Annotated in this window: 25 protein-coding genes; 20 read left to right on the top strand and 5 right to left on the bottom strand. The window is 39.5% G+C overall.

Features of this window, described 5'->3' with window-relative positions:
• The first annotated feature begins 2 nt into the window (after positions 1-2).
• The 19 genes from ACFSKV_RS09695 (at position 3) to ACFSKV_RS09605 (ending at position 14,187) form a co-directional block, all read left to right on the top strand.
• A complete protein-coding gene (locus ACFSKV_RS09695) occupies positions 3-1,118 on the top strand; it encodes a hypothetical protein (RefSeq protein WP_380801909.1) in 1,116 nt (371 codons plus the stop codon).
• The gene (locus ACFSKV_RS09690; protein WP_380801906.1) at positions 1,111-2,178 is read left to right on the top strand and encodes a glycosyltransferase; all 1,068 of its coding nucleotides are present in this window, start codon (positions 1,111-1,113) and stop codon (positions 2,176-2,178) included. Before ACFSKV_RS09695 ends, ACFSKV_RS09690 begins: the two co-directional genes overlap by 8 nt.
• Complete coding sequence (locus ACFSKV_RS09685) at positions 2,175-3,119, top strand: glycosyltransferase family protein (protein WP_380801903.1); 945 nt, start codon at positions 2,175-2,177, stop codon at positions 3,117-3,119. Before ACFSKV_RS09690 ends, ACFSKV_RS09685 begins: the two co-directional genes overlap by 4 nt.
• A 3-nt stretch (positions 3,120-3,122) precedes the next feature.
• A complete protein-coding gene (locus ACFSKV_RS09680) occupies positions 3,123-4,277 on the top strand; it encodes a glycosyltransferase family 4 protein (protein ID WP_380801900.1) in 1,155 nt (384 codons plus the stop codon).
• A gap of 145 nt (positions 4,278-4,422) precedes the next feature.
• Positions 4,423-4,650 carry an acyl carrier protein gene (locus tag ACFSKV_RS09675; protein WP_380801897.1) on the top strand — a complete coding sequence of 76 codons (228 nt, stop codon included), beginning with the start codon at positions 4,423-4,425 and terminating at the stop codon, positions 4,648-4,650.
• 4 nt (positions 4,651-4,654) lie between these two features.
• Positions 4,655-5,401, top strand: a complete 747-nt coding sequence (locus ACFSKV_RS09670; RefSeq protein ID WP_380801895.1) for an SDR family NAD(P)-dependent oxidoreductase — start codon at positions 4,655-4,657, stop codon at positions 5,399-5,401.
• Positions 5,402-5,408: 7 nt separating this feature from the next.
• Positions 5,409-6,032, top strand: a complete 624-nt coding sequence (locus ACFSKV_RS09665) for a NeuD/PglB/VioB family sugar acetyltransferase (RefSeq protein ID WP_380801893.1) — start codon at positions 5,409-5,411, stop codon at positions 6,030-6,032.
• Between the two features lie 2 nt (positions 6,033-6,034).
• The gene (locus ACFSKV_RS09660) at positions 6,035-7,042 is read left to right on the top strand and encodes a hypothetical protein (protein ID WP_380801892.1); all 1,008 of its coding nucleotides are present in this window, start codon (positions 6,035-6,037) and stop codon (positions 7,040-7,042) included.
• 4 nt (positions 7,043-7,046) lie between these two features.
• Positions 7,047-8,123 carry a 3-oxoacyl-ACP synthase III family protein gene (locus ACFSKV_RS09655; RefSeq protein ID WP_380801890.1) on the top strand — a complete coding sequence of 359 codons (1,077 nt, stop codon included), beginning with the start codon at positions 7,047-7,049 and terminating at the stop codon, positions 8,121-8,123.
• Positions 8,124-8,134: 11 nt separating this feature from the next.
• Positions 8,135-8,374, top strand: coding sequence for an acyl carrier protein (locus ACFSKV_RS09650; RefSeq protein WP_380801888.1), 240 nt, complete (start codon positions 8,135-8,137; stop codon positions 8,372-8,374).
• Positions 8,375-8,383: 9 nt separating this feature from the next.
• Entirely contained in the window at positions 8,384-9,136 is a 753-nt protein-coding gene (locus ACFSKV_RS09645) for an SDR family NAD(P)-dependent oxidoreductase (RefSeq protein ID WP_380801887.1), read from the top strand.
• A 6-nt stretch (positions 9,137-9,142) separates the two neighbouring features.
• Positions 9,143-10,540, top strand: coding sequence for an AMP-binding protein (locus ACFSKV_RS09640; RefSeq protein WP_380801885.1), 1,398 nt, complete (start codon positions 9,143-9,145; stop codon positions 10,538-10,540).
• A 44-nt stretch (positions 10,541-10,584) separates the two neighbouring features.
• Positions 10,585-10,944 (top strand): holo-ACP synthase, encoded by a 360-nt coding sequence (locus ACFSKV_RS09635; RefSeq protein WP_380801882.1) that lies wholly within the window; start codon positions 10,585-10,587, stop codon positions 10,942-10,944.
• Between the two features lie 115 nt (positions 10,945-11,059).
• The gene (locus tag ACFSKV_RS09630) at positions 11,060-11,668 is read left to right on the top strand and encodes a sugar transferase (RefSeq protein WP_380801879.1); all 609 of its coding nucleotides are present in this window, start codon (positions 11,060-11,062) and stop codon (positions 11,666-11,668) included.
• Positions 11,669-11,842: 174 nt separating this feature from the next.
• On the top strand, positions 11,843-12,232 hold the full coding sequence (locus ACFSKV_RS09625) for a GxxExxY protein (RefSeq protein WP_380801877.1): 390 nt from the start codon (positions 11,843-11,845) through the stop codon (positions 12,230-12,232).
• Positions 12,233-12,390: 158 nt separating this feature from the next.
• Positions 12,391-12,624 (top strand): hypothetical protein, encoded by a 234-nt coding sequence (locus tag ACFSKV_RS09620; protein ID WP_380801875.1) that lies wholly within the window; start codon positions 12,391-12,393, stop codon positions 12,622-12,624.
• Positions 12,621-12,941, top strand: a complete 321-nt coding sequence (locus ACFSKV_RS09615) for a type II toxin-antitoxin system RelE/ParE family toxin (protein ID WP_380801873.1) — start codon at positions 12,621-12,623, stop codon at positions 12,939-12,941. Before ACFSKV_RS09620 ends, ACFSKV_RS09615 begins: the two co-directional genes overlap by 4 nt.
• Before the next feature lie 231 nt (positions 12,942-13,172).
• Positions 13,173-13,331, top strand: a complete 159-nt coding sequence (locus ACFSKV_RS09610) for a GxxExxY protein (protein ID WP_380801870.1) — start codon at positions 13,173-13,175, stop codon at positions 13,329-13,331.
• A gap of 118 nt (positions 13,332-13,449) precedes the next feature.
• Positions 13,450-14,187, top strand: coding sequence for a YdcF family protein (locus ACFSKV_RS09605; RefSeq protein ID WP_380801868.1), 738 nt, complete (start codon positions 13,450-13,452; stop codon positions 14,185-14,187).
• A 920-nt stretch (positions 14,188-15,107) separates the two neighbouring features.
• Here ACFSKV_RS09605 and ACFSKV_RS09600 read toward each other — a convergent pair.
• The 4 genes from ACFSKV_RS09600 to ACFSKV_RS09585 are packed head-to-tail and all read right to left on the bottom strand — an operon-like array spanning position 15,108 to position 16,729.
• Positions 15,108-15,338, bottom strand: coding sequence for a hypothetical protein (locus ACFSKV_RS09600; protein ID WP_380801866.1), 231 nt, complete (start codon positions 15,336-15,338; stop codon positions 15,108-15,110).
• A 12-nt stretch (positions 15,339-15,350) separates the two neighbouring features.
• A complete protein-coding gene (locus tag ACFSKV_RS09595) occupies positions 15,351-15,566 on the bottom strand; it encodes a hypothetical protein (RefSeq protein ID WP_380801864.1) in 216 nt (71 codons plus the stop codon).
• On the bottom strand, positions 15,536-15,979 hold the full coding sequence (locus ACFSKV_RS09590; protein WP_380801861.1) for a DUF5675 family protein: 444 nt from the start codon (positions 15,977-15,979) through the stop codon (positions 15,536-15,538). The genes ACFSKV_RS09595 and ACFSKV_RS09590 overlap by 31 nt, the downstream gene beginning before the upstream one ends.
• A gap of 3 nt (positions 15,980-15,982) precedes the next feature.
• Positions 15,983-16,729 carry a hypothetical protein gene (locus ACFSKV_RS09585; RefSeq protein ID WP_380801859.1) on the bottom strand — a complete coding sequence of 249 codons (747 nt, stop codon included), beginning with the start codon at positions 16,727-16,729 and terminating at the stop codon, positions 15,983-15,985.
• 157 nt (positions 16,730-16,886) lie between these two features.
• Here ACFSKV_RS09585 and ACFSKV_RS09580 point away from each other — a divergent pair, with 157 nt between their 5' ends.
• Complete coding sequence (locus ACFSKV_RS09580) at positions 16,887-17,192, top strand: hypothetical protein (RefSeq protein WP_380801856.1); 306 nt, start codon at positions 16,887-16,889, stop codon at positions 17,190-17,192.
• Between the two features lie 1,247 nt (positions 17,193-18,439).
• On the opposite strand, the gene ACFSKV_RS09575 is transcribed toward ACFSKV_RS09580, so the two are convergent.
• On the bottom strand, positions 18,440-18,631 hold the full coding sequence (locus ACFSKV_RS09575) for a hypothetical protein (protein ID WP_380801853.1): 192 nt from the start codon (positions 18,629-18,631) through the stop codon (positions 18,440-18,442).
• Between the last annotated feature and the right edge of the window lie 95 nt (positions 18,632-18,726).

Raw genomic sequence — 18,726 nt, 5'->3', positions numbered from 1 at the left:
TTTTGAAAGAATTTCTTAAAAAACACCTTATTAATTTTAGAGGAAAGCGGATCAATGAAAAACTCCTGATTATTGAGTCTGATGATTGGGGAGCGATTAGGATTCCCAATAAGAGGGTTCAAAAGGAACTTTTTTCTTTGGGGCTGATCCGAGAAGCTGATCCTTTTTCAAAATTTGATTGCTTGGAAAGTAGGGACGACTATAAAGCTCTTTTTGAAGTATTGGGCAAATTCAAGGATAATTATGGCAATCAAGCTGTGCTTACTGCTAATATGGTGATGGGCAATCCGGATTTTGTTCAAATTGAAAAATCAGGATTTAAACAATATGCATATGAACACTTTTCCCGGACCTACCGAAGCTATTACCCGGAACAAAGCACATTTGAAACTTTAGTTTCGGGTATAGAAAAAGGATTTATTTATCCACAATTTCACGCAAGAGAGCATTTGAATGTTCAGCGTTGGATGGATAAGTTACAAGCAGGAGACCCCGCATTTAGAAAAGCTTTTGAATACCGTTGCTTTGCGATAGATGACAAGGATAAATCCAATCCAAGAGCCAATATAATGGCAACTTATGATTATCAAAATTCGGATGAATTAACTACCATTCAAAACAGTATTGAAGAAGGGTTTCAGTTGTTTGAATCTACTTTTGGATTTAAATCATTGACCCATATCGCTCCCTGTTATGTTTGGAATGAAGCTATTGAAAAGCAAGTAGCTGATTTGGGAGTCATAGGCATTCAAGGATCCAAGTTTCAGCAATTCAATCTTCCGTCTGGAATCAGATATCAGAGAGTCTGGCGATATATGGGACAAAAGAACAATTATCAACAGGTTTACACGGTTAGAAATGTATTGTTTGAACCTGCCTTGAACCCGAAAATAAACTGGGTTGACAAAGCTTTGGAAAGTATCTCAATAGCTTTTTTTTGGGGGAAACCTGCTGTCATTGGTTCACATCGAATCAATTATGTAGGAGGATTATCGGTAGAAAATAGATGTAATTCTCTTGCCCAATTGGAAGAGCTATTGCATAAAGTCCTGAAAAAATGGCCTGATATCCGATTTATCAATGCGGAGAAGTTGGCTAAGAAAATGATCAATGCCTAAAATCTGCATCATTTCTCCCTCTCTAAAATTAGGGGGCATAGAACGTGCCTTAACGGTTTTGGCCAAGCAGTTTGTAGAAAAAGGATTTCAGGTAGATTTTGTCTGCTGCTTGGCAGGGGAGCATTTTTATGTCTTACCAGGTTCTGTTGCTATTCATGAACCTGATTTTCGTAGGACATCTTCTTTTCTGAACAAACTGTTTTATTATCCAAGGCTCTTAGTCTACATCCGATTAAAGGTAAAGGATATAAATCCAGATAGGGTATTGGTCTTTGGAGATTGGTTTAGCCCTGTTACTTTATTGGCTTTGCTGGGTACAAAATATCCGGTATATATATCCGATAGAACCATCCCTGATTATAAATTTAAATTTCCCATTCCTCAGTTGAAAAAATGGCTATATCCGAAATCCAAAGGTTTTATAGCACAGACCCAAAGAGCAAAGGATTTTAAAGAAACTCTTTTTGGAAATAAGTTGAATATCAAAATTATACCCAATGCATTGCCTGATTTAAAGTTTCCAGAGGCTAATAGGGAAAAGTTCATCCTTTATGCCGGAAGATTTGCTTGGGAAAAAGATCCGGAGATTATAATCAGAAGTATGCCCAAAGTTTTTGAGGTATTTCCAGATTGGAAATTAGTGATGGCAGGTTCAGGTCCTTTATTGGAATCCATGAGAAACTTGGTGAAGGAATTAAACTTAGAGGAAAATGTGCTCTTTTTAGGAAAGGTGAATAAGGTAGAGCGACTTTTCGCGAAATCGTCCATATTGGTTTTACCCTCTGTAGTTGAAGGTTTCCCCAATACATTAATTGAAGGGATGTCGGCATGCTTACCCTGTATTTGTTTCTCGGATATACCTTATGAAGACATTGTGACTCCCGGATTAGACGGCGTAGTCTTGGATAGAAGAGATCCCGAATTATTAGCAGACTCCATTATTACATTGATTAATAAATCTGAATTAAGGAAAGATTTGGGGAAGGAGGCAAGCAAGGTAAAAGAGCGCTTTTCTGCATCTACTATTGCAGATCATGTGATAAGCTTTATGAAGCTATGATGAATAGGATATTGGATTTTTATTTTAAACTACCGGACGATGATAGTTTGGGAATCTTAACCAAAGCCTTCAACCGCCTAAATGCAAGAATATTGAAAAGGGTTTTGGATAAAACGGTTCCATCTTATTTTTTAAAGACGATGGATCAGTTTCCTTCAGGAATAAACCATATACCAAGGGAAAAAAAAGTAATTGTTTCATTGACTTCATTTCCTGCCAGGATTAAGGATTTGTGGATTGTAATTGAATGCTTGCTTAGGCAGTCTTACCAAGCTGATAAGATTATCCTTTGGCTTGCCCGACCACAATTTGAAGGGATTGATCTTCCCGAGAGTTTAGTAAATCAGCAAAAAAGAGGTCTAGAAATCAGATTTGTAGACGAGGATTTAAGGTCTCACAAAAAGTATCTTTTCGCATTTGACCTTTTTCCAAATGACTACATAGTCACTGTAGATGATGACTTATATTATGATGAAAAGCTTTTGGAAAACCTTATTCATCTTAAATCCAATTTCCCTGATGCAGTGGTCACAAATAGGGCACACGAATTGACATTTGATTCAATTGGTAATATCCTCCCCTACAAATTTTGGAAGCATAATTCCGTTTCTTTACAACCATCGTTCTTTATGGTTCAAACTGGTGGATTTGGGACTTTATATTCGAAAGAAGATTTGGATCAATCTTATAATAATATACAAATCATCAAAAATAATATTCCATTTGCTGATGATTTATGGATGAAGGTTCAAACACTTTTGGCTGGGAAAAAGGTAGTGACTAATGATAGGTATAATAAAGACCCTTTGACCGTTAGAAATAGTCAATTGGAAAAGTTGGTGAGTAAAAATGTTTTTGATGGAGGAAATGACCAACAGCTTCGTTCAGTACTGAATCATTTTCAATTGGGGAATTTAGAGCAATTCAGAGAACAAAATTAAGCTGTGGGTAAACAAAAGAAACTGATAGTGGGAATTACCGCCGAAGGCTCAGTCAACTTATTGTTGGGCCAGATGGCTTATTTTAAATCTTTGGGGTATAAAACATACCTATTGGCACCTTACAGCGAACGTTCTGCAAAGTTTTGTGAGAATGAAGGCTGTGAGCATTTGGTCATCAATATCGAACGAGAAATTTCAATCTGGAAAGACCTGCAAACCTTGTGGCAGATTCTTAAGATCTTCAATAAAGTCAAACCTGAAATTGTCAATTTAGGAACGCCCAAAGTCTCCTTGTTAGGAATGATTGCTGCATTTATCCTAAGAGTGCCTAATCGGATTTATACATGCCGGGGGTTTCGGTTTGAGCATGAGCAGGGAAAAAAAAAACAAATCCTGATTGTCATGGAGAAAATAACGTCCCTCTTAGCGCACAAGGTAATCTGTATTAGCAAGTCAGTTCAGGATTTGGGGCATCAGTTTAAAATTTTTGATCACAAGAAGTCATTGGTTATACTTAAAGGAAGTAGCAATGGTGTTAATCTTTCCTTATTTGACCCTGAAAAGATCAATCAGACCAAAAGAAAAGAACTGGTGCAGGAATTCTGTCTAGAGGGTAAATTTGTTTTTGGCTTTATAGGTCGAATCGTAGATAGAAAGGGGATCCAAGAGTTAATGGGAGTATTTGATAACCTGTATGAAAAAAACAAGAATTTAAGGTTATTGTTGGTAGGACCATTTGAAATGGAACAAATAACTGATAAATCGTTGTTTGACAAAGCAAATAATCATCCGGGAATCATCAATATCGGTAGAGTTATGCAGGATGAAGTGCCTCCTTATTTGTCCCTTATAGATGTATTTGTTTTACCCGCTTGGTGGGAAGGTTTCGGAAATGTATTGATTCAGGCTGCTGCTATGGGAATCCCCGTGATTTCGACACATGCCACAGGGACAAAAGATGCTGTAGAAGATGGGTTTAATGGCTTATTAGTGCCCGTAAAGGATAATGCTAAATTAAAAGAAGCTATGATTCAGCTTCTTGAAGAAGATGAAATCAGAAAAAGGATGGGTGAGAATGGAAAGATTTGGGCCCAAAACTTTGATAGGGAAATGATCTGGAAAGAAATGGATAAAATCTATCGGGAGGATTATGTTTAAGCAATTATTAAAGTGAATTTTAGAGAAATAATTATATAAATTAAGCAATGATAAGATGTAATACGAGAAGTTTGGTGAAGGATTAATAGACCCAGAATCAAAGAATAAATTTTCTTAATTTAAACCAATTAAAATCTGAAATACCATGGAAAACAAATTTCTTGAGGAGTTAAAAGAAATACTTGAAATAGAGGATAGAGATTTATCGGTAAATGATAAGTTCAGGGAGTATCCTGAATGGGATTCATTAGCTAACTTATCGGTCATAGCCATGATCGATGAAGAATTTGGCGTAGTGATTGAAAATTCTGAGTTCAGAAAAATACAGACTTTGGGAGAGTTGATTGAGGAGATCAAGAAAAGAATCAACTGAGCCAATGTTCAATAATTTCTCTTTAGAAAACAAAAAAATCCTGGTTACCGGTGCTTCTAGTGGAATAGGTAAAGAGACGGCTATCAATTGTGCCAGGAATGGAGCTGAGGTGATTTTTTTGGGGAGAAATGAAGACAGGTTAAAAGAAGCGATAAAAGAAACAGGTAAAAACTCAGGAAGTTTTTATTGGAAAGGAGACCTCAGTGAAGAGGAAGTGCTGGACCGGTTGTGTTCCAAAAGTTTTCCATTAGATGGACTTGTATTAAATGCTGGTATAGTAAAAACCATTCCGGTATCTTTTATTAAAAGCGCTGATCTGGACATGCTTTTTGATGTTAATGTAAAGAGTTCCATTCTTCTGGTCCAAAAGTTATTGAAGGCTAAAAAAATCAAGAAAGGGGCCTCAATAGTATTTGTATCTTCCATTTCTACACAAAAAGCCACAGTGGGCAATTCTATGTATAATGCCACAAAAGGGGCAATCAATGCCTTTACTAAATCTTTGGCCTTAGAATTAGCCCCAAAACAGATTAGGGTAAACGCCATTCTTCCAGGGTTTGTAAACACCAATCTCCTTGGTGGAGATAATGATGAAAATGAGGATTTGAAGAAACATGTTTCCAATTATCCTTTGGGAAGATTTGGAGAGCCTAAAGATATCGCATTTTTAATTCAGTATTTACTATCTGACGCATCTTCATGGATGACAGGAAGTTTGATTCCCATAGATGGAGGTTTTTCCTTAAAATAATTGAATCATGAATTTAGTGATTATAGGTGCCAGTGGACTGGCTAGAGAAGTTTACGATTTAGCGCATATTTGTTTTTCGGATAGCCCTGATTTCAAGGTGAAAGGCTTTTTGAGTGATGGCCCCTCGAATATTGAGGAAATGGGGTATCCACCTGTATTGGGAAAAGTAGATGAGTATGTGGTAGAATCAGGTGATTATTTCTTTTGTGCAATAGGTAATGTGCATGACCGCAAAAAAACTGTTGAAATTATTTTGTCAAAAGGAGGGGAGTTTGTCAATTTAATTCATCCAACTGCCATTATCTCTCCCAGTGTGAAATTGGGTAAAGGGATAGCCATTAAAGCATTTTGTTCCATTGCCAGTGATGTGGAGATTGGGAGTTTTACTTACTTACAAAGCTCGGTGATTATTGGTCATGATGTCCAGTTTGGGGAATACTGTCATGTAAATTCCTTTTCTTTTTTTGCAGGCAATTCAAAATTAGAAAACCTTTGCACCGTAAATGCTGGGGCTAAATTGATTCAGAAAGCATTGGTAGAAGAAGGTGGAACAGTTGGTATGGGAAGTGTAGTATTGAATAAAGTAAAAAAAGGAACTACAGTATTTGGTGTTCCCGCGAAAAGAATCTGATCATGTCCCTGATTATTGCCAAAAATATCAAAATATCAGGCATGGCAACTACTGTTCCTGAGCTCAGCTCTATTGAAGCTTTTGAAAGTTTTTTGGAAGTTAAAGTAAGAAGATCTCCTTTCGAACAGACAAGTTCCGATTTGGCTTTCGATGCCGGCCAAAGGATTATTGAGAATAAAGGACTTGATTTGGATCAAGTTGGCGCTTTACTTTTTATTTCGAGAACGCCGGATTACAGAAGCCCGAATACGGCGGCAGTACTTCAGGGACGCTTAGGTTTATCAATTGACTGCGCTTGTTATGACATTAATAAAGGCAGCAATGGTTTTCAGACAGGATTGGTTACAGCAGCTTCTATTCTTAATGCCATCAATAAAAAGTATGCATTGGTACTTTTTGGCGATACTCCAAGTAAATTCAATCATGAACAAACTTATTTTTCCAAGATTGATAGTGACGCAGGGTCTGCAGTTTTGTTAGAGAAGGTGGGAGAAGAGCATTTGGAAATCTCATCGTTTCATCAATCCTTCGGTGAACGATTCAGGGATTTTGCTGTTCCGAAAGGTGGCTTTAGGGGATACAACCCCTCAATTTTATTTGATTCAACCGATAAGGATAATTTCAATTTAGTTTTCGAAAGGGAGAAAATTCAGGGATTCTTGAAATCAAACCTTGAAAAATTTAAAGATGAGGTTGAAGATTTTTTCCCCGAAAATTCAACTCGGGTTTTCCATAGCCAATTGCCTTTGTTGGGTTGTACTAATCAACATGAAAGCAGTCTTTTCGTTATAAAAGAATTTGGAAATACCTATTGCAGCAATATTCCTCTACAGCTTGAATTTTTTGCTAAGCAAAAAAGTTCAGGAGGAAATTTTGCTTTTTCTTGTGTCAGTTTTGGAGAAGGCTTGGAGTTGAGTTTTATTGGGTTTTCAATAGATGCTTTAGATATTTTACCTACCCATGTATCCAATGAATTTTTTGAGGATTTTAGGGTAAACCACGACATGTAAGAAAATGCTTTTAAGTTCGCATCAACATATTAAAATAAAAGGTTTAGCAGTAGCGGTACCCTCCGTAAGGATTCCTGTAGAAAGTTACTATCCAATTTTTGGAGAAGAAAATGTCCAGAAATTTTCCGAAATGGCAGGGGTGAAGCAGGTTACAAGGGCGATCAATGAACAGACGGCATCAGATTTGGGATATGAAGCAGCGAGGGAATTGTTGCTTACAAAAGAGATTGATAAAAAGAAGATTGGTGTTTTAGTGTTTGTCAGTCAAAAACCAGATTACCGTTCCCCCGCCACCTCGTTTGTCTTGCAACAAAGGTTAGGCTTGGATAAAGATGTGATGTGTTTGGATATCAATCTTGCTTGTTCAGGTTTTGTCTATGGACTTCAAACGACCCTTTCCTTATTAACCAATTCCACTAAACAACATGCCTTATTGATCACTGCTGATACTTCCTATAAAACACTTTCTCCGGAAGATAGGACCATGATCATGTTGTTTGGAGATAGTGGATCAGCGGTTTTACTGGAGAAAAATATATCATATAAAGAAACTTTTCAGTTTGGGTTAAGAAGTAACGGAGCCAAATTTAAGAGCATCATCACACCTGCAGGGGCTTTCCGAAACATGGATTTGCCCAATAAGGTGGAAACTTGGTCTGATGGCATCAACAGATCAGATTACAATACACACATGAAGGGAATGGATGTTTTTGGGTTTTCCATCACAGATGTGCCGGCTTTATTGAAAGATTTTCTTTCTACGACAGGAAAGGCTGTTGAAGATTTTGATGTTTTTGCCCTACATCAGGCCAACTTGTATATTCTAAAACAGATTTCCAGAAAGCTCAAAATCCCATTTGAGAAAATCCCTGTTTCAATAGACAGATTTGGAAATAACAGCAGTAATTCCGTTCCTTTGGTACTCTGCGATCATTTCCAAGGGAAAGAGGAAAAACTTAAGGTTTTTATTTCCGGCTTTGGAGCTGGTTTATCCTGGGCATGTGGGGCCATAGAAATTGATACAAAAGATATTTTACCGTTAATTACTTCTGACGCTTACTATCAAGAAGGAAAAATTTAAGAAAAAATAGCATGAGCAATCTGGAACGATACAATACGATTTTTCAGGATACATTCAATGTAGGAATTGATTCACTAAATGATGATTTTAATTCAGAAACTATTTCTGATTGGGACTCCGTTACGCAGTTAACTCTTGTTACTGCCATAGAAGATGAATTTGACATCATGTTGGATTCAGAAGATATTTTGGATTTCAAATCGTATGTAGTAGGTAAGCAAATACTTGCCAAGTATGAAGTTGAGCTATAAAATTAAAAAATGAATACTGAAGGTTTTCTAACCAATAAAGTTTGTATTGTGACAGGTGCATCAAAGGGCATTGGCTTTGCAACAGTTAAAAAATTCGCAGAGGCCGGGGCAATTGTTTATGCAAATGTCAGAAACCAGGATAGCATATTTGATAAATTAAGCGAACTGTCAGAAAAATTCCCCGACCTCAAAATCCAGTTTTATGACGTGACCAAGGCTGAAGAAGTCAAAAATGCAGTCATGGAAGTCAAAAAAAATGAAGGTCGGATTGATGTTTTGGTAAATAACGCAGGAGAAGTAAGTTATGAACTGCTTGCTATGTTGAATTATGACAAGCTTACATCCATGCTAGATACCAATGTAGTGGCGGTTATTCGCTTGACACAATTGGTTTCCCGTATCATGTCAAGACAAAAATCAGGATCCATCATCAATATTTCTTCTATCGTTGGAGTTAAAGGGGTGAAAGGACAGTTGTCTTATGCAGCTACCAAAGGGGCAGTAAATGCCATAACCCTATCAGCTGCCAAAGAACTGGCTGAATTTTCCATAAGGGTCAATGCTGTAGCTCCTGGTATGGTAGCTACTGATCGGTTGAAAAATGTTATGGAAGTAAAGTTTAGTAATAGGTTAGATGATATCGGGTTTGGAAGGATGGCAGAACCTGAAGAGGTAGCAGATGTGTGTTTGTTTTTGGCATCAGATATGTCAAAATATGTTACTGGACAGATTATTGGGGTAGATGGCGGTACAGTTCTTTAAGATATTATGTTTTTAGATTTACAACTCTTTCCAGAGGATAAGATTGCTTTAATAGACGACAAGAAGGAACCGATTTCATTCAAGAAATTGATTGAAAAATCTGAAGATTTTTACTCAAAAATTAGGAAAAGAACTTTGGTTTTTATCCTTGCAGACAATTCTATTGAATCATTCGTCGCTTATTATTCCTGCCTGAGCAATGGCATTGTACCTTTATTACTTAATTATAAAATCGATGCCGATCTATTAACCAAGCTAATTACAAAATACGAACCAGAATGTTTGTTTTTTCCTAAAACGAGGTTAGAAGAGTTGTCTTATGATCCTTTGTTGGAATATGAGGATTTTGTTTTGGTAAAAACAGGCTTTAATGAAACCCCATTGAACTCTCAATTAGCGTTACTCTTGCCCACCTCAGGAAGTACTGGCAGCCCCAAATTGGTCAGGCATAGTTTGGGAAACCTGGAATTCAGTGCCACAACTGTAGGTCAGGTATTCTCTATCGGTCCCGATGATGTTGCCATTGCGTTTTTACCGATGTACTATACCATGGGTTTATCTGTGATCAATAGTCACTTGAAAGCTGGGGCAAAAGTAGTGTTGACCAACAGAAGCTTAACAGATAGGGAATTTTGGAATACCATGAGAGAAGAAAAAGTGACTTCGTTTACCGGAGTTCCATACAGTTTTGAAATCTTGGATAAGTTGAGGTTTTCCAGAATGCAGCTTCCTGATTTAAAAATAATTACCCAAGGAGGGGGGAAGCTAAAGGAAGATCTTTTTGAGAAATTTGCTTTACTGGCAGAAGAAAAAAATGTCAAATTTATCCCAACCTATGGTCAAACAGAAGGAAGCGCAAGGATGGCATTCTTGTCCCCTGAAAAAGTTTTGGAAAAAAAGGGAAGTATTGGAAAAGCCATTCCAAGTGGGTATTTGAGCGTGATCAATGATAATGGTGATGAACTAAAAGAATCTGGTGTTTCTGTGGAAGGAGAAATGATTTATAAGGGGCCAAATGTTACCATGGGATATGCGGAAAATATAGAGGACTTACTAAAAGGTGATGAAAACTTTGGATTTCTAAAGACGGGAGATATTGTTAGGAGAGATGAAGAAGGGTATTTTTTTATCATTGGGAGAAAGAAGAGATTTTTGAAAATCTTCGGATTACGAGTGAGTTTAGATGAAATAGAAGGCTTAGTTAAATCGCGTTTTCATGTTGAATGTGTTTGTTCTGGATCAGATGATCAATTGATTATTGCTGTCAATGACCCTGAAAATCACCAAAAAGTAAAGGAATATGTTTCCAGTAAAACAGGGTTATTCCATGGCGTAATCCAAGTTGTATATCAGGCTGAATTTAAGAGGAACGAAACAGGGAAAATTATCCTGAATGATTTTTAGAGTAAAATAAATCCAGGAAAAAAATTAGAATAAAAAGCAATTGAATGAGGGTCTTCATTGGGAATGACATTGAAAATGTTTCCAGATTTAACAATTTGCTGATCAATAAACCCCAATTATTGAAACGTATTTTTTTTGAACAAGAATATGCATACGCTTTAAAAAGTAAAAATCCTGATCAATCTTTTACAGGAATTTGGTGTGCCAAGGAAGCTGTTTTGAAGGCATTTACACCATTTATTATTTTAGAGCCAAGGCAAATCGAGATCATCAAAAATCCCAAAGGCTATCCAGAAGCCATCATTCACCATCCCGAAATTTCCTCAATCAATTACCATCTTTCCATCAGCATCTCCCATACCAGGGAAATAGCGACGGCTATAGCATTACTTCAGATAATCTAGTGATAGAACACACCCGCCTGACCGGACGGGCAGGGATGATGCAGATAATGCAGATAATCACAGATTTTTATCCGCGTTAATCAGCAAAATCCGCGTTATCTGCGTTCCATACATCATGTTTTATAAAAACTACTTCAAAAGACCCCTGGACATCATTGGAGCATTGATAGGCCTGACCCTTTTGAGCCCCATTTTTGTCACAGTTTACTTTATCCTGTTTATCCAAAATAAGGGAAAGGTATTCTACTATCAGGAAAGACCCGGTATGCACCAAAAACCATTCAACATCATCAAATTTAAAACCATGACAGATGAAAGGGATGAAAATGGGAACTTATTACCTGATGTAAAAAGAATTACCTGGGCTGGCAATATCATCCGTAAATTGTCTTTTGATGAATTACCACAGTTGATCAATATCCTAAAAGGGGATATGAGTTTGGTAGGTCCAAGGCCTTTGTTATTTAAGTATATCCCACTTTATTCTAAGGAACAACTGAGAAGGCATGAAGTAAGGCCTGGGGGAACAGGTTGGGCACAGATTAACGGCAGGAACTCCATTTCCTGGACAAGGAAGTTTGAACTGGATATTGAATATGTGGATAATGTAACTTTTTGGTTTGATGTAAAGATTTTCTTTTTGTCGATTTATAAAATTTTCAAAAGAGAAGGGATCAACCAATCCGATGAAAAAACCATGCAGGCGTTTAATGGGAAAAATTAAAGATGGAACGCAGGTTGTTCGCAAGCTCACTGAAATAGAACGCGGATGACGCTGATTGTGCGGATGGTCGCAGATAAAGTTCGAGAAAAATCCGCGGAAATCTACTAGATCCCTGCCCGTCCGGCAGGCGGGACCGTCATCGGAGTTCAATTTTTAAATAAATTTTTTAAAGCTATGGAAGATTTTAAACATAAAGACATCACCGACGGGGTGATCAATGCTTTTTATAAGGTCTATAATGTTTTAGGCTATGGATTTTTGGAGAAGGTGTATGAGAATGCACTGTACCTTGAACTTACAGCAGCAGGTTATTGGGTCGTGAAGCAGCAACCGATCAAGGTCTATTACAAAGAATTACAAGTAGGGGATTATTATGCTGATCTGGTGGTGGAGGACCTGGTAATTGTAGAGATCAAGGCGGCGGAAGGATTGGTCGAAGAGCATGAGTTTCAGTTGATCAACTACCTGAAGGCGACAGATAAAGAAGTGGGGTTGTTGCTGAACTTCGGGAAAAGGCCTCAGTTTAAAAGAAAAATATTCACAAATAGGATAGAACACGGATAACGCTGATTGTGCAGATTTGCACAGATCTGAGTTTGGAATAATCCGCGACTATCCGTTAAATCCGCGTCATCGGCGTTCTATTAAAAAAAATTAAAATCAAGTTTTGGAATTGAAATCTTGTTCGATATGTTGTAGTTTTAATAAAAATGGTGTGTAATATGGATTTATCAAGCAGAAAACTACTATTTATTCAGGAATTTTTGAAAATCAACAGTGAGAAGACCATTGCCCAATTGGAGATGGTATTAAAGCATGAAATTAAAACCAACCCTGTTGATGAAATAACTGCGTTCACCATTGAAGAACTTGAAGCCAGGATAAAACAATCAGAAAAGGATTTTTTAAAAGGGAAATTTAAAACTACTGAAGAATTGTTGAAAAAATATGAATGAAGACTTACAGCGTAATTTGGTCCGATTTTGCCCAAAGGCAGTTGGATGAAATCTATGATTATTATTTTTTTAAGGCGAGTCCAAAAGTTGCTAAGAATTTGATCAGGTCTATTCTTAGTGCTCCTGATAAATTGAAGAATAATATCCATCTTGGACCTGTGGAAGAAAATCTTAAACATTCAGGAAAAGAGTACAGGTATATCGTCCACAAAAATTATAAGGTAATTTATAGGGTGGAAGAACAGGATTATTTAATTATGATTTTGGATGTTTTCGATTGCAGATTGGACCCCCAAAAAATCAATAGGAATGCTTAATTTGGGTTCATTTCTTCAGTAATCCGTGTTCCAAAAAAATAGAACGCTGATACACGCAGATGTTACGGATAAACGCGGAACTTGTCCCGCAAGGCAGGATCTGAGCAGGAATAAATCCCTGCCCGTTCCGTTCAGGCGGGCGCGGCCATCAGCTAAATCCCTGCCCGTCCGGCAGGCGGGAGCTTCACCTGTACTGAGCGAAGTCGAAGTATCCGCGTTCCAAAAGAATAAATGGAAAATCTATTACATAAAGACATCACCGACGGGATAATCAACGCTTTTTATAAGGTCTATAATGTTTTAGGCTATGGATTTTTGGAGAAGGTGTATGAGAATGCCTTATTCCATGAACTGTCAGCGGCAGGTTATTGGGTATTCAAATTTAAGTAAATTGTTAAAAGTTAAAAGTTAAACGTTCAAACCCCTCCGAAATACTTCGAGGCAAGTTGAATTAATGAACCTTGAACCTTGAACCTTGAACACTTAACATTTAACACTCAGCCCCCCCATGCGCTTCCTCGCCCACCAATTCCTCCTCAATCCAGGCTTCTGGATTTTTTGTGTTTTGATAGGGGGGATGGTGTTGAATTATAAGAAAAGGCGATGGCTAGTTATGCCATTGGCTATCCTGGCCTTTATGTTTTTTCCCAAGCCTATCCAGTACTTGGTGGAAAAAGAAGAGCGGCGATTTCCGATCTGGGAAAGCCATCAGACTTTTGCCCCCTATATTGTGGTCTTGGGTTCTGGAGGTACCCCGGATGAAGCTTTGGGTCCTACCCAGCGGCTGAGCCATGGTTCTTTGTGGCGTGTTACCCAAGGAGTGGAGGTGTGGAAACAGATCCCGGAATCCAAACTGGTTTTTTCCAGTGCCGGGAGGCCAGGGTATATTTCCCAGGCAGAGATCTATGCCGAAGCGGCTAGGTCTTGGGGAGTACCTGATTCAATCATTCGGGTAGTCCCCACACCCTTGAATACCCAAGAAGAAGCCAGGGATTTTGTGGTGGCTTTTCCTGAGGCGAAGGCTGTCATTTTGGTAACATCGGCTTTGCATATGCCCAGGGCGAAGAAGATTTTTGAGAAATTGGGATTGAAAGTGATTCCGGCTCTTTCGGATTTCAGGGTAAAGCGGCATCCGGATGGGGAGCGGTTTGAATGGATACCAAGCTTGGAGGCGATGATGATGTGGCAGGGGTATGTTAAGGAGAAGTTGGGGATCCTTTTGGTAAGTTGGGATGAAGGGACTTAATGACTAAGAGACTGAGGGACAAAAGGAGTTTGAGAGGCAAGTAAAAAGGAGGGAGAAAAGTGGGACTTCGAAGGGTGGATTTCGGAAAAGGTTAAGAGCCAAGGCAAAAGGCAAAAGTAAAAAGTGGGGGAAGGTAATGTAGAATGATGAGTGAAGAATTAAGAATGAATAGAGCTTTGAAGGTTGGGGAGATGGGTTCTGTAGGGAAGGAATTAAGATCCAAGGCAAAAGGCAAAAGTAAAAAGGAGGGGAAATGGTGGGATTTCGAAGGGTGGATTTCGGAAAAGATTAAGAGCCAAGGAAAAAGGCAAAAGTAAAAAGTAGGGAAAGGTAATGTAGAATGATGAGTGAAGAATTAAGAATGAATAGAGCTTTGAAGGTTGGGGAGATCGGTTTTGTAGGGAAGGAATTAAGATCCAAGGCAAAAGGCAAAAGTAAAAAGGAGGGGAAATGGTGGGATTTCGAAGGGTGGATTTCGGAAAAGATTAAGAGCCAAGGAAAAAGGCAAAAGTAAAAAGGATGGAGCTTTGTGAGTTTATGTGACCGTTTTGTTGGAGAAAAGGATATTTTGAACCACTAAGCGCACCAAGGACTCAAAGAAATTAAAGATATGGTGGGGAAAGTTAGTTGGTTCAGTTTTGGCGTTTTATCCAGTTTCAGAGGTAGCAAGAACATGATTTGTCCAGAGAATTTGAAAAGCAGCTTGCGGTGTCTTGCAAAGAATTAGGCGCGAAGCTTGGGGATTAGCACTAAGATCCTCAGTAGTAGACTAGAGTGAGAAATTGAACTATTCAGGTTAATAAAAAAAACCACGGTCGAAGGATCGTGGTTTTTTGCTTTTTATGGGTTGAGTATTCAGGTTTTCTAATTTTGAACACCGTTTAAGGATTTAACGGTTTTCTTTTTAATCCTAGAGGGGATTATTCTTCTTCCGGTTCATGGGGAAGGGTGACCTGGCTGATGGCCGTGATCACTGTCCCTGCTGTCAGAAGATAGCCTGCTCCCTGGATCAGGATCATGGGAAGGCTGACAGGAGCAGACAGGATGGCAGCTCCTACACCTGTGATCACCAATCCTATATTCCTTAATTTCTTAAAGAATGGTGGGGTTGGTCCCGTTAATCTGTATTTTATTTCCTCTATTGTTTTCATTGTTTGTTAATTTTAAGTTTTGTTTATTTTGACGAGGCTCTCCACCTCTTTTTTTATATGCCCCTGCTCGGCCTTAAGCCAAATGCAGAGTTCTCTCAGGTTCATCTGGTCTTTTTTAAGGTCCCGGATGTCCTGTACCAAAAGCCTCAGGAAATATGCGATCACTGATAGGAGGAGGGAACTGATTCCCCCCAGGATCAATCCGATAAAACCTTCTGTGAATACCATTGCTCTTTTCTCATTGAAGTTTTAGCAGAACTGATTTCGAGGCTTATTTCCTCTCCCTGGCTTATCCACTCAGATAACCGGTCCATCAATTTCAGGAATGCAAGCTTTGAAAACCTGCCGGATTCCCGATAGGAGGTGACCGGAGAGAGTGTGTACTCTCCGGTTTTCATTCCTCCTTTCAAAGGCAGCATCTGTCCTTTGATGGATTGATCGGCACCGATCAGTAGGATATACCAGCCAATTTCCTCCCCATATTCCAGTTTGAAGGTATAAACACCTTCCGGAATACAGACTGGAACCGGGTAGGCAGCGGTAAGGGAGGGTTCCAGAGTTTTGCAAAGGATTTTGTTGTCCTTCAATAGCAAAGCCCGTGTTTCCTTTTTACCGTACCACCTGATCAGTTGGAGTTTCATTGCTTAAACCACCTCAGTAAGGACAACAGCTGCTGCATTAAAGATACCATTGTTGATATTGTAATGCTGCCCGTTGACCAGTTGGACGAATTCCACTCCCAGGATGAAGGCTTTATGGGGTTCCGGTACCTCTGCCTTTTGAAGGCTTAGGCTGATAGGATCAGCCTGCTGGTTGACCGGAAGCTCCGCGGTTGACTCCATTTGGAGGGTTCTTTCGCCCGTGTCCATTTCCACCGAGACTCCTGCAATAAAGACTTTGAAATGAGTTGCCCCTTCTGGGACGACCAGGAAATCTGATGGGAGGAAAGCGGGTAAACTGACGCCCCATTCGGTGGCAGTATTTACCTGTGCAAATTCCACTCTCAAGGTGCTTGACAATCCGGATCTGGCATTGAGTTCAAAACCCTGGAAAAGGTCCCAATCTCCTTCACTTACTTTTCTGTCCCCACGGTTGTTGACAGGGTCAGTTCTTAGAATCTGCATGAACAGCCTGACCATTCTTTGGTAAATTTTTGGATCTGCAATCCTGAGTGTTGCAGGTCTCAAAGTATCCAGTACCAGTTTGGTTACCCTGGCGTTTTCAGTAAACTCCCTGATATTTTCCCTGGTTCTTGCGAACCGGGGATCATTCATGATTCTGGATTTGCTGACCCCGCCTTTTTCTCTTGCGAGGTATCCGTCTTTGGTTTTATAGAAGGAAATTCCTCCAATGGCACCATTTAGTGTTATTATACTTGTTTGTTTAGCCATGTTTATCTTGTTTTAAGTGAAACATGGTCAAATATGGTAAGGGGTGGGGAGATGGGGAAATGAGTTTGCGGATGCTGCGGATATTGCGGAAAGAGGGGGGGGTTGAATGTAGAATGGAGAGTTATGAATTAAGAATGGGGGGAAAAAGTTGTCATTGTTGTCAGGTTGTCTTGGTTGGGAGCTTTGGAGGTTTGAGGAGTTTGGTTCTGAGGGAGATTATTTAAGAGCCAAGGCAAAAGGCAAAAGTAAAAAGTGGGAGCTTGGTGAGTTGGTGGGATCGGTTCTGAAGGAGAAGGATTTTTTAAATTACACAGAGATGCACCGAGGAAGCACAGAGAGACACGGAGAATGGAGAGTTTGGGGTTGTCGGGTTGTCATTGTTCCGCCACGGACAAGTGTCAGGTTCCACCATGCCGGACAAGTGTCGTGGTTAGAAAACTGGAAATTTGACTCTTACATTTAAAGAGATGTTAATTGGAATGAGCTTGGAACCGCCCTGTAGGGGCGGCCTATCGGTAGCCCAGGGTGAGGGAGGAACGACCGGAACCCTGGGTGAAATGATGCCAGCCCGGACCGAGAGGCGGCGCTGTAAGTGGAATCGGAGAATGGATGGGATCGCCGGTGATAGGAAAGGTTAGTTTTTAAGAAGGCAGTCAGGAGACTGCATTGATATGGTCCAAGACAGAGTCTTGAACCAGTCAAAGTCTTGGGTAAGTCATAGTTTTGGACAATAGGTTCATTCAGATTTTTAGGATAGATTATCAAAAATAATCATATTGGAAAAGTACAATGAAATCTTGGATTTTGTCGTTTCATAGGCGTATGTATACCGTATGTATATCGTATGTATAGGGGAAGTATCGGGGAAGGGGGGGGTAGAATGAAGAGTGAGGAATGGAAAATGATTGTTTGATTGGGGAACGGTAAATGACTTAGAGACGAAGAGACTGAGGGAGTGAGGGAATGGAGAATGGGGAGAATTTAGGATTTCGAAAGTCGGATTTCGGAAAGTAAGGAGCTTTGTGAATTTGGGAGATCGGTTCTGAAGAAGAAAGATTTTTTTTAATTACACAGAGATGCACTGAGGAGGCACGGAGATGCACGGAGGGGGGAGAGAATGTAGAATGAAGAATGAATAGTGAATGAAAAAGTTGTCATAGTTGTCGGGTTCAGCCACGGCGGACAGGTGTCATTGTTCCGCAACGCTTATGTGCCTGTGGCGTAGCGGACAAGTGCCGTGGTTAGAAACCTGGTAATTTCACTCTTACATTTCAAGATATGTTATTGAAATATGGATGAAACCGCCCTGAAGGGGCGGCCTATCGGTAGCCCAGGGTGAGGGAGGAACGACCGGAACCCTGGGCTGATGATGCGAGCCCAACCCCAGAGCCGGCGCTGTAAGTGAGATCGGAGAATGGGTGGGATAGCCGGCGATATGGAATGTGAATTTGTAAGGAAGCAGTCTGGAGACTGTATAGGAGTAAGAGCCAAGGAAAAAGGCAAAAGTAAAAAGGAGGGAAAAAAGTTGGATTTCGGAGGGAGGATTTCGGAAAGGAGGGAGCTTTGAAAGGTTTGTTTTTAAGAAGGCAGTCAGGAGACTGCAATGATGGGGTCCAAGTCACAGACTTGAACCAGTCGAGTTGAACCAGTCGAGTTTTGAAAGTTTTGGTAAATTGTTCAGCGATAGGGGTACTTTGTAAAAAGAATAGCTTATAGGTAATGTTCGATATCTTCTATGGGGATACCGGAAAATTCGGAGAATTCTTTAACGGTGACAAACTGATGTGATTTTTTATTGAAATATCCACGGATTTTCTGGAGCAAATCCTGGGAATATCTCTCGGATCGATCAGTCATCCGCTGTATATCCTTTGCATAAATTACACACCTTTTCCTGTGCATGATCTGTCTTCAAAAAATAATCTTCGGTCTATTTATTAAGCTTTTGTTTCCTAAAGAGGAGATCAAGGGGCCTGCCAGGAAGACAGGCCTTAAAG

Origin of the sequence: Shivajiella indica (assembly GCF_042683085.1) — a bacterium.
GTDB classification, from domain to species: domain Bacteria; phylum Bacteroidota; class Bacteroidia; order Cytophagales; family Cyclobacteriaceae; genus Shivajiella; species Shivajiella indica.
This window is presented reverse-complemented; position numbering and strand designations above follow the sequence as displayed.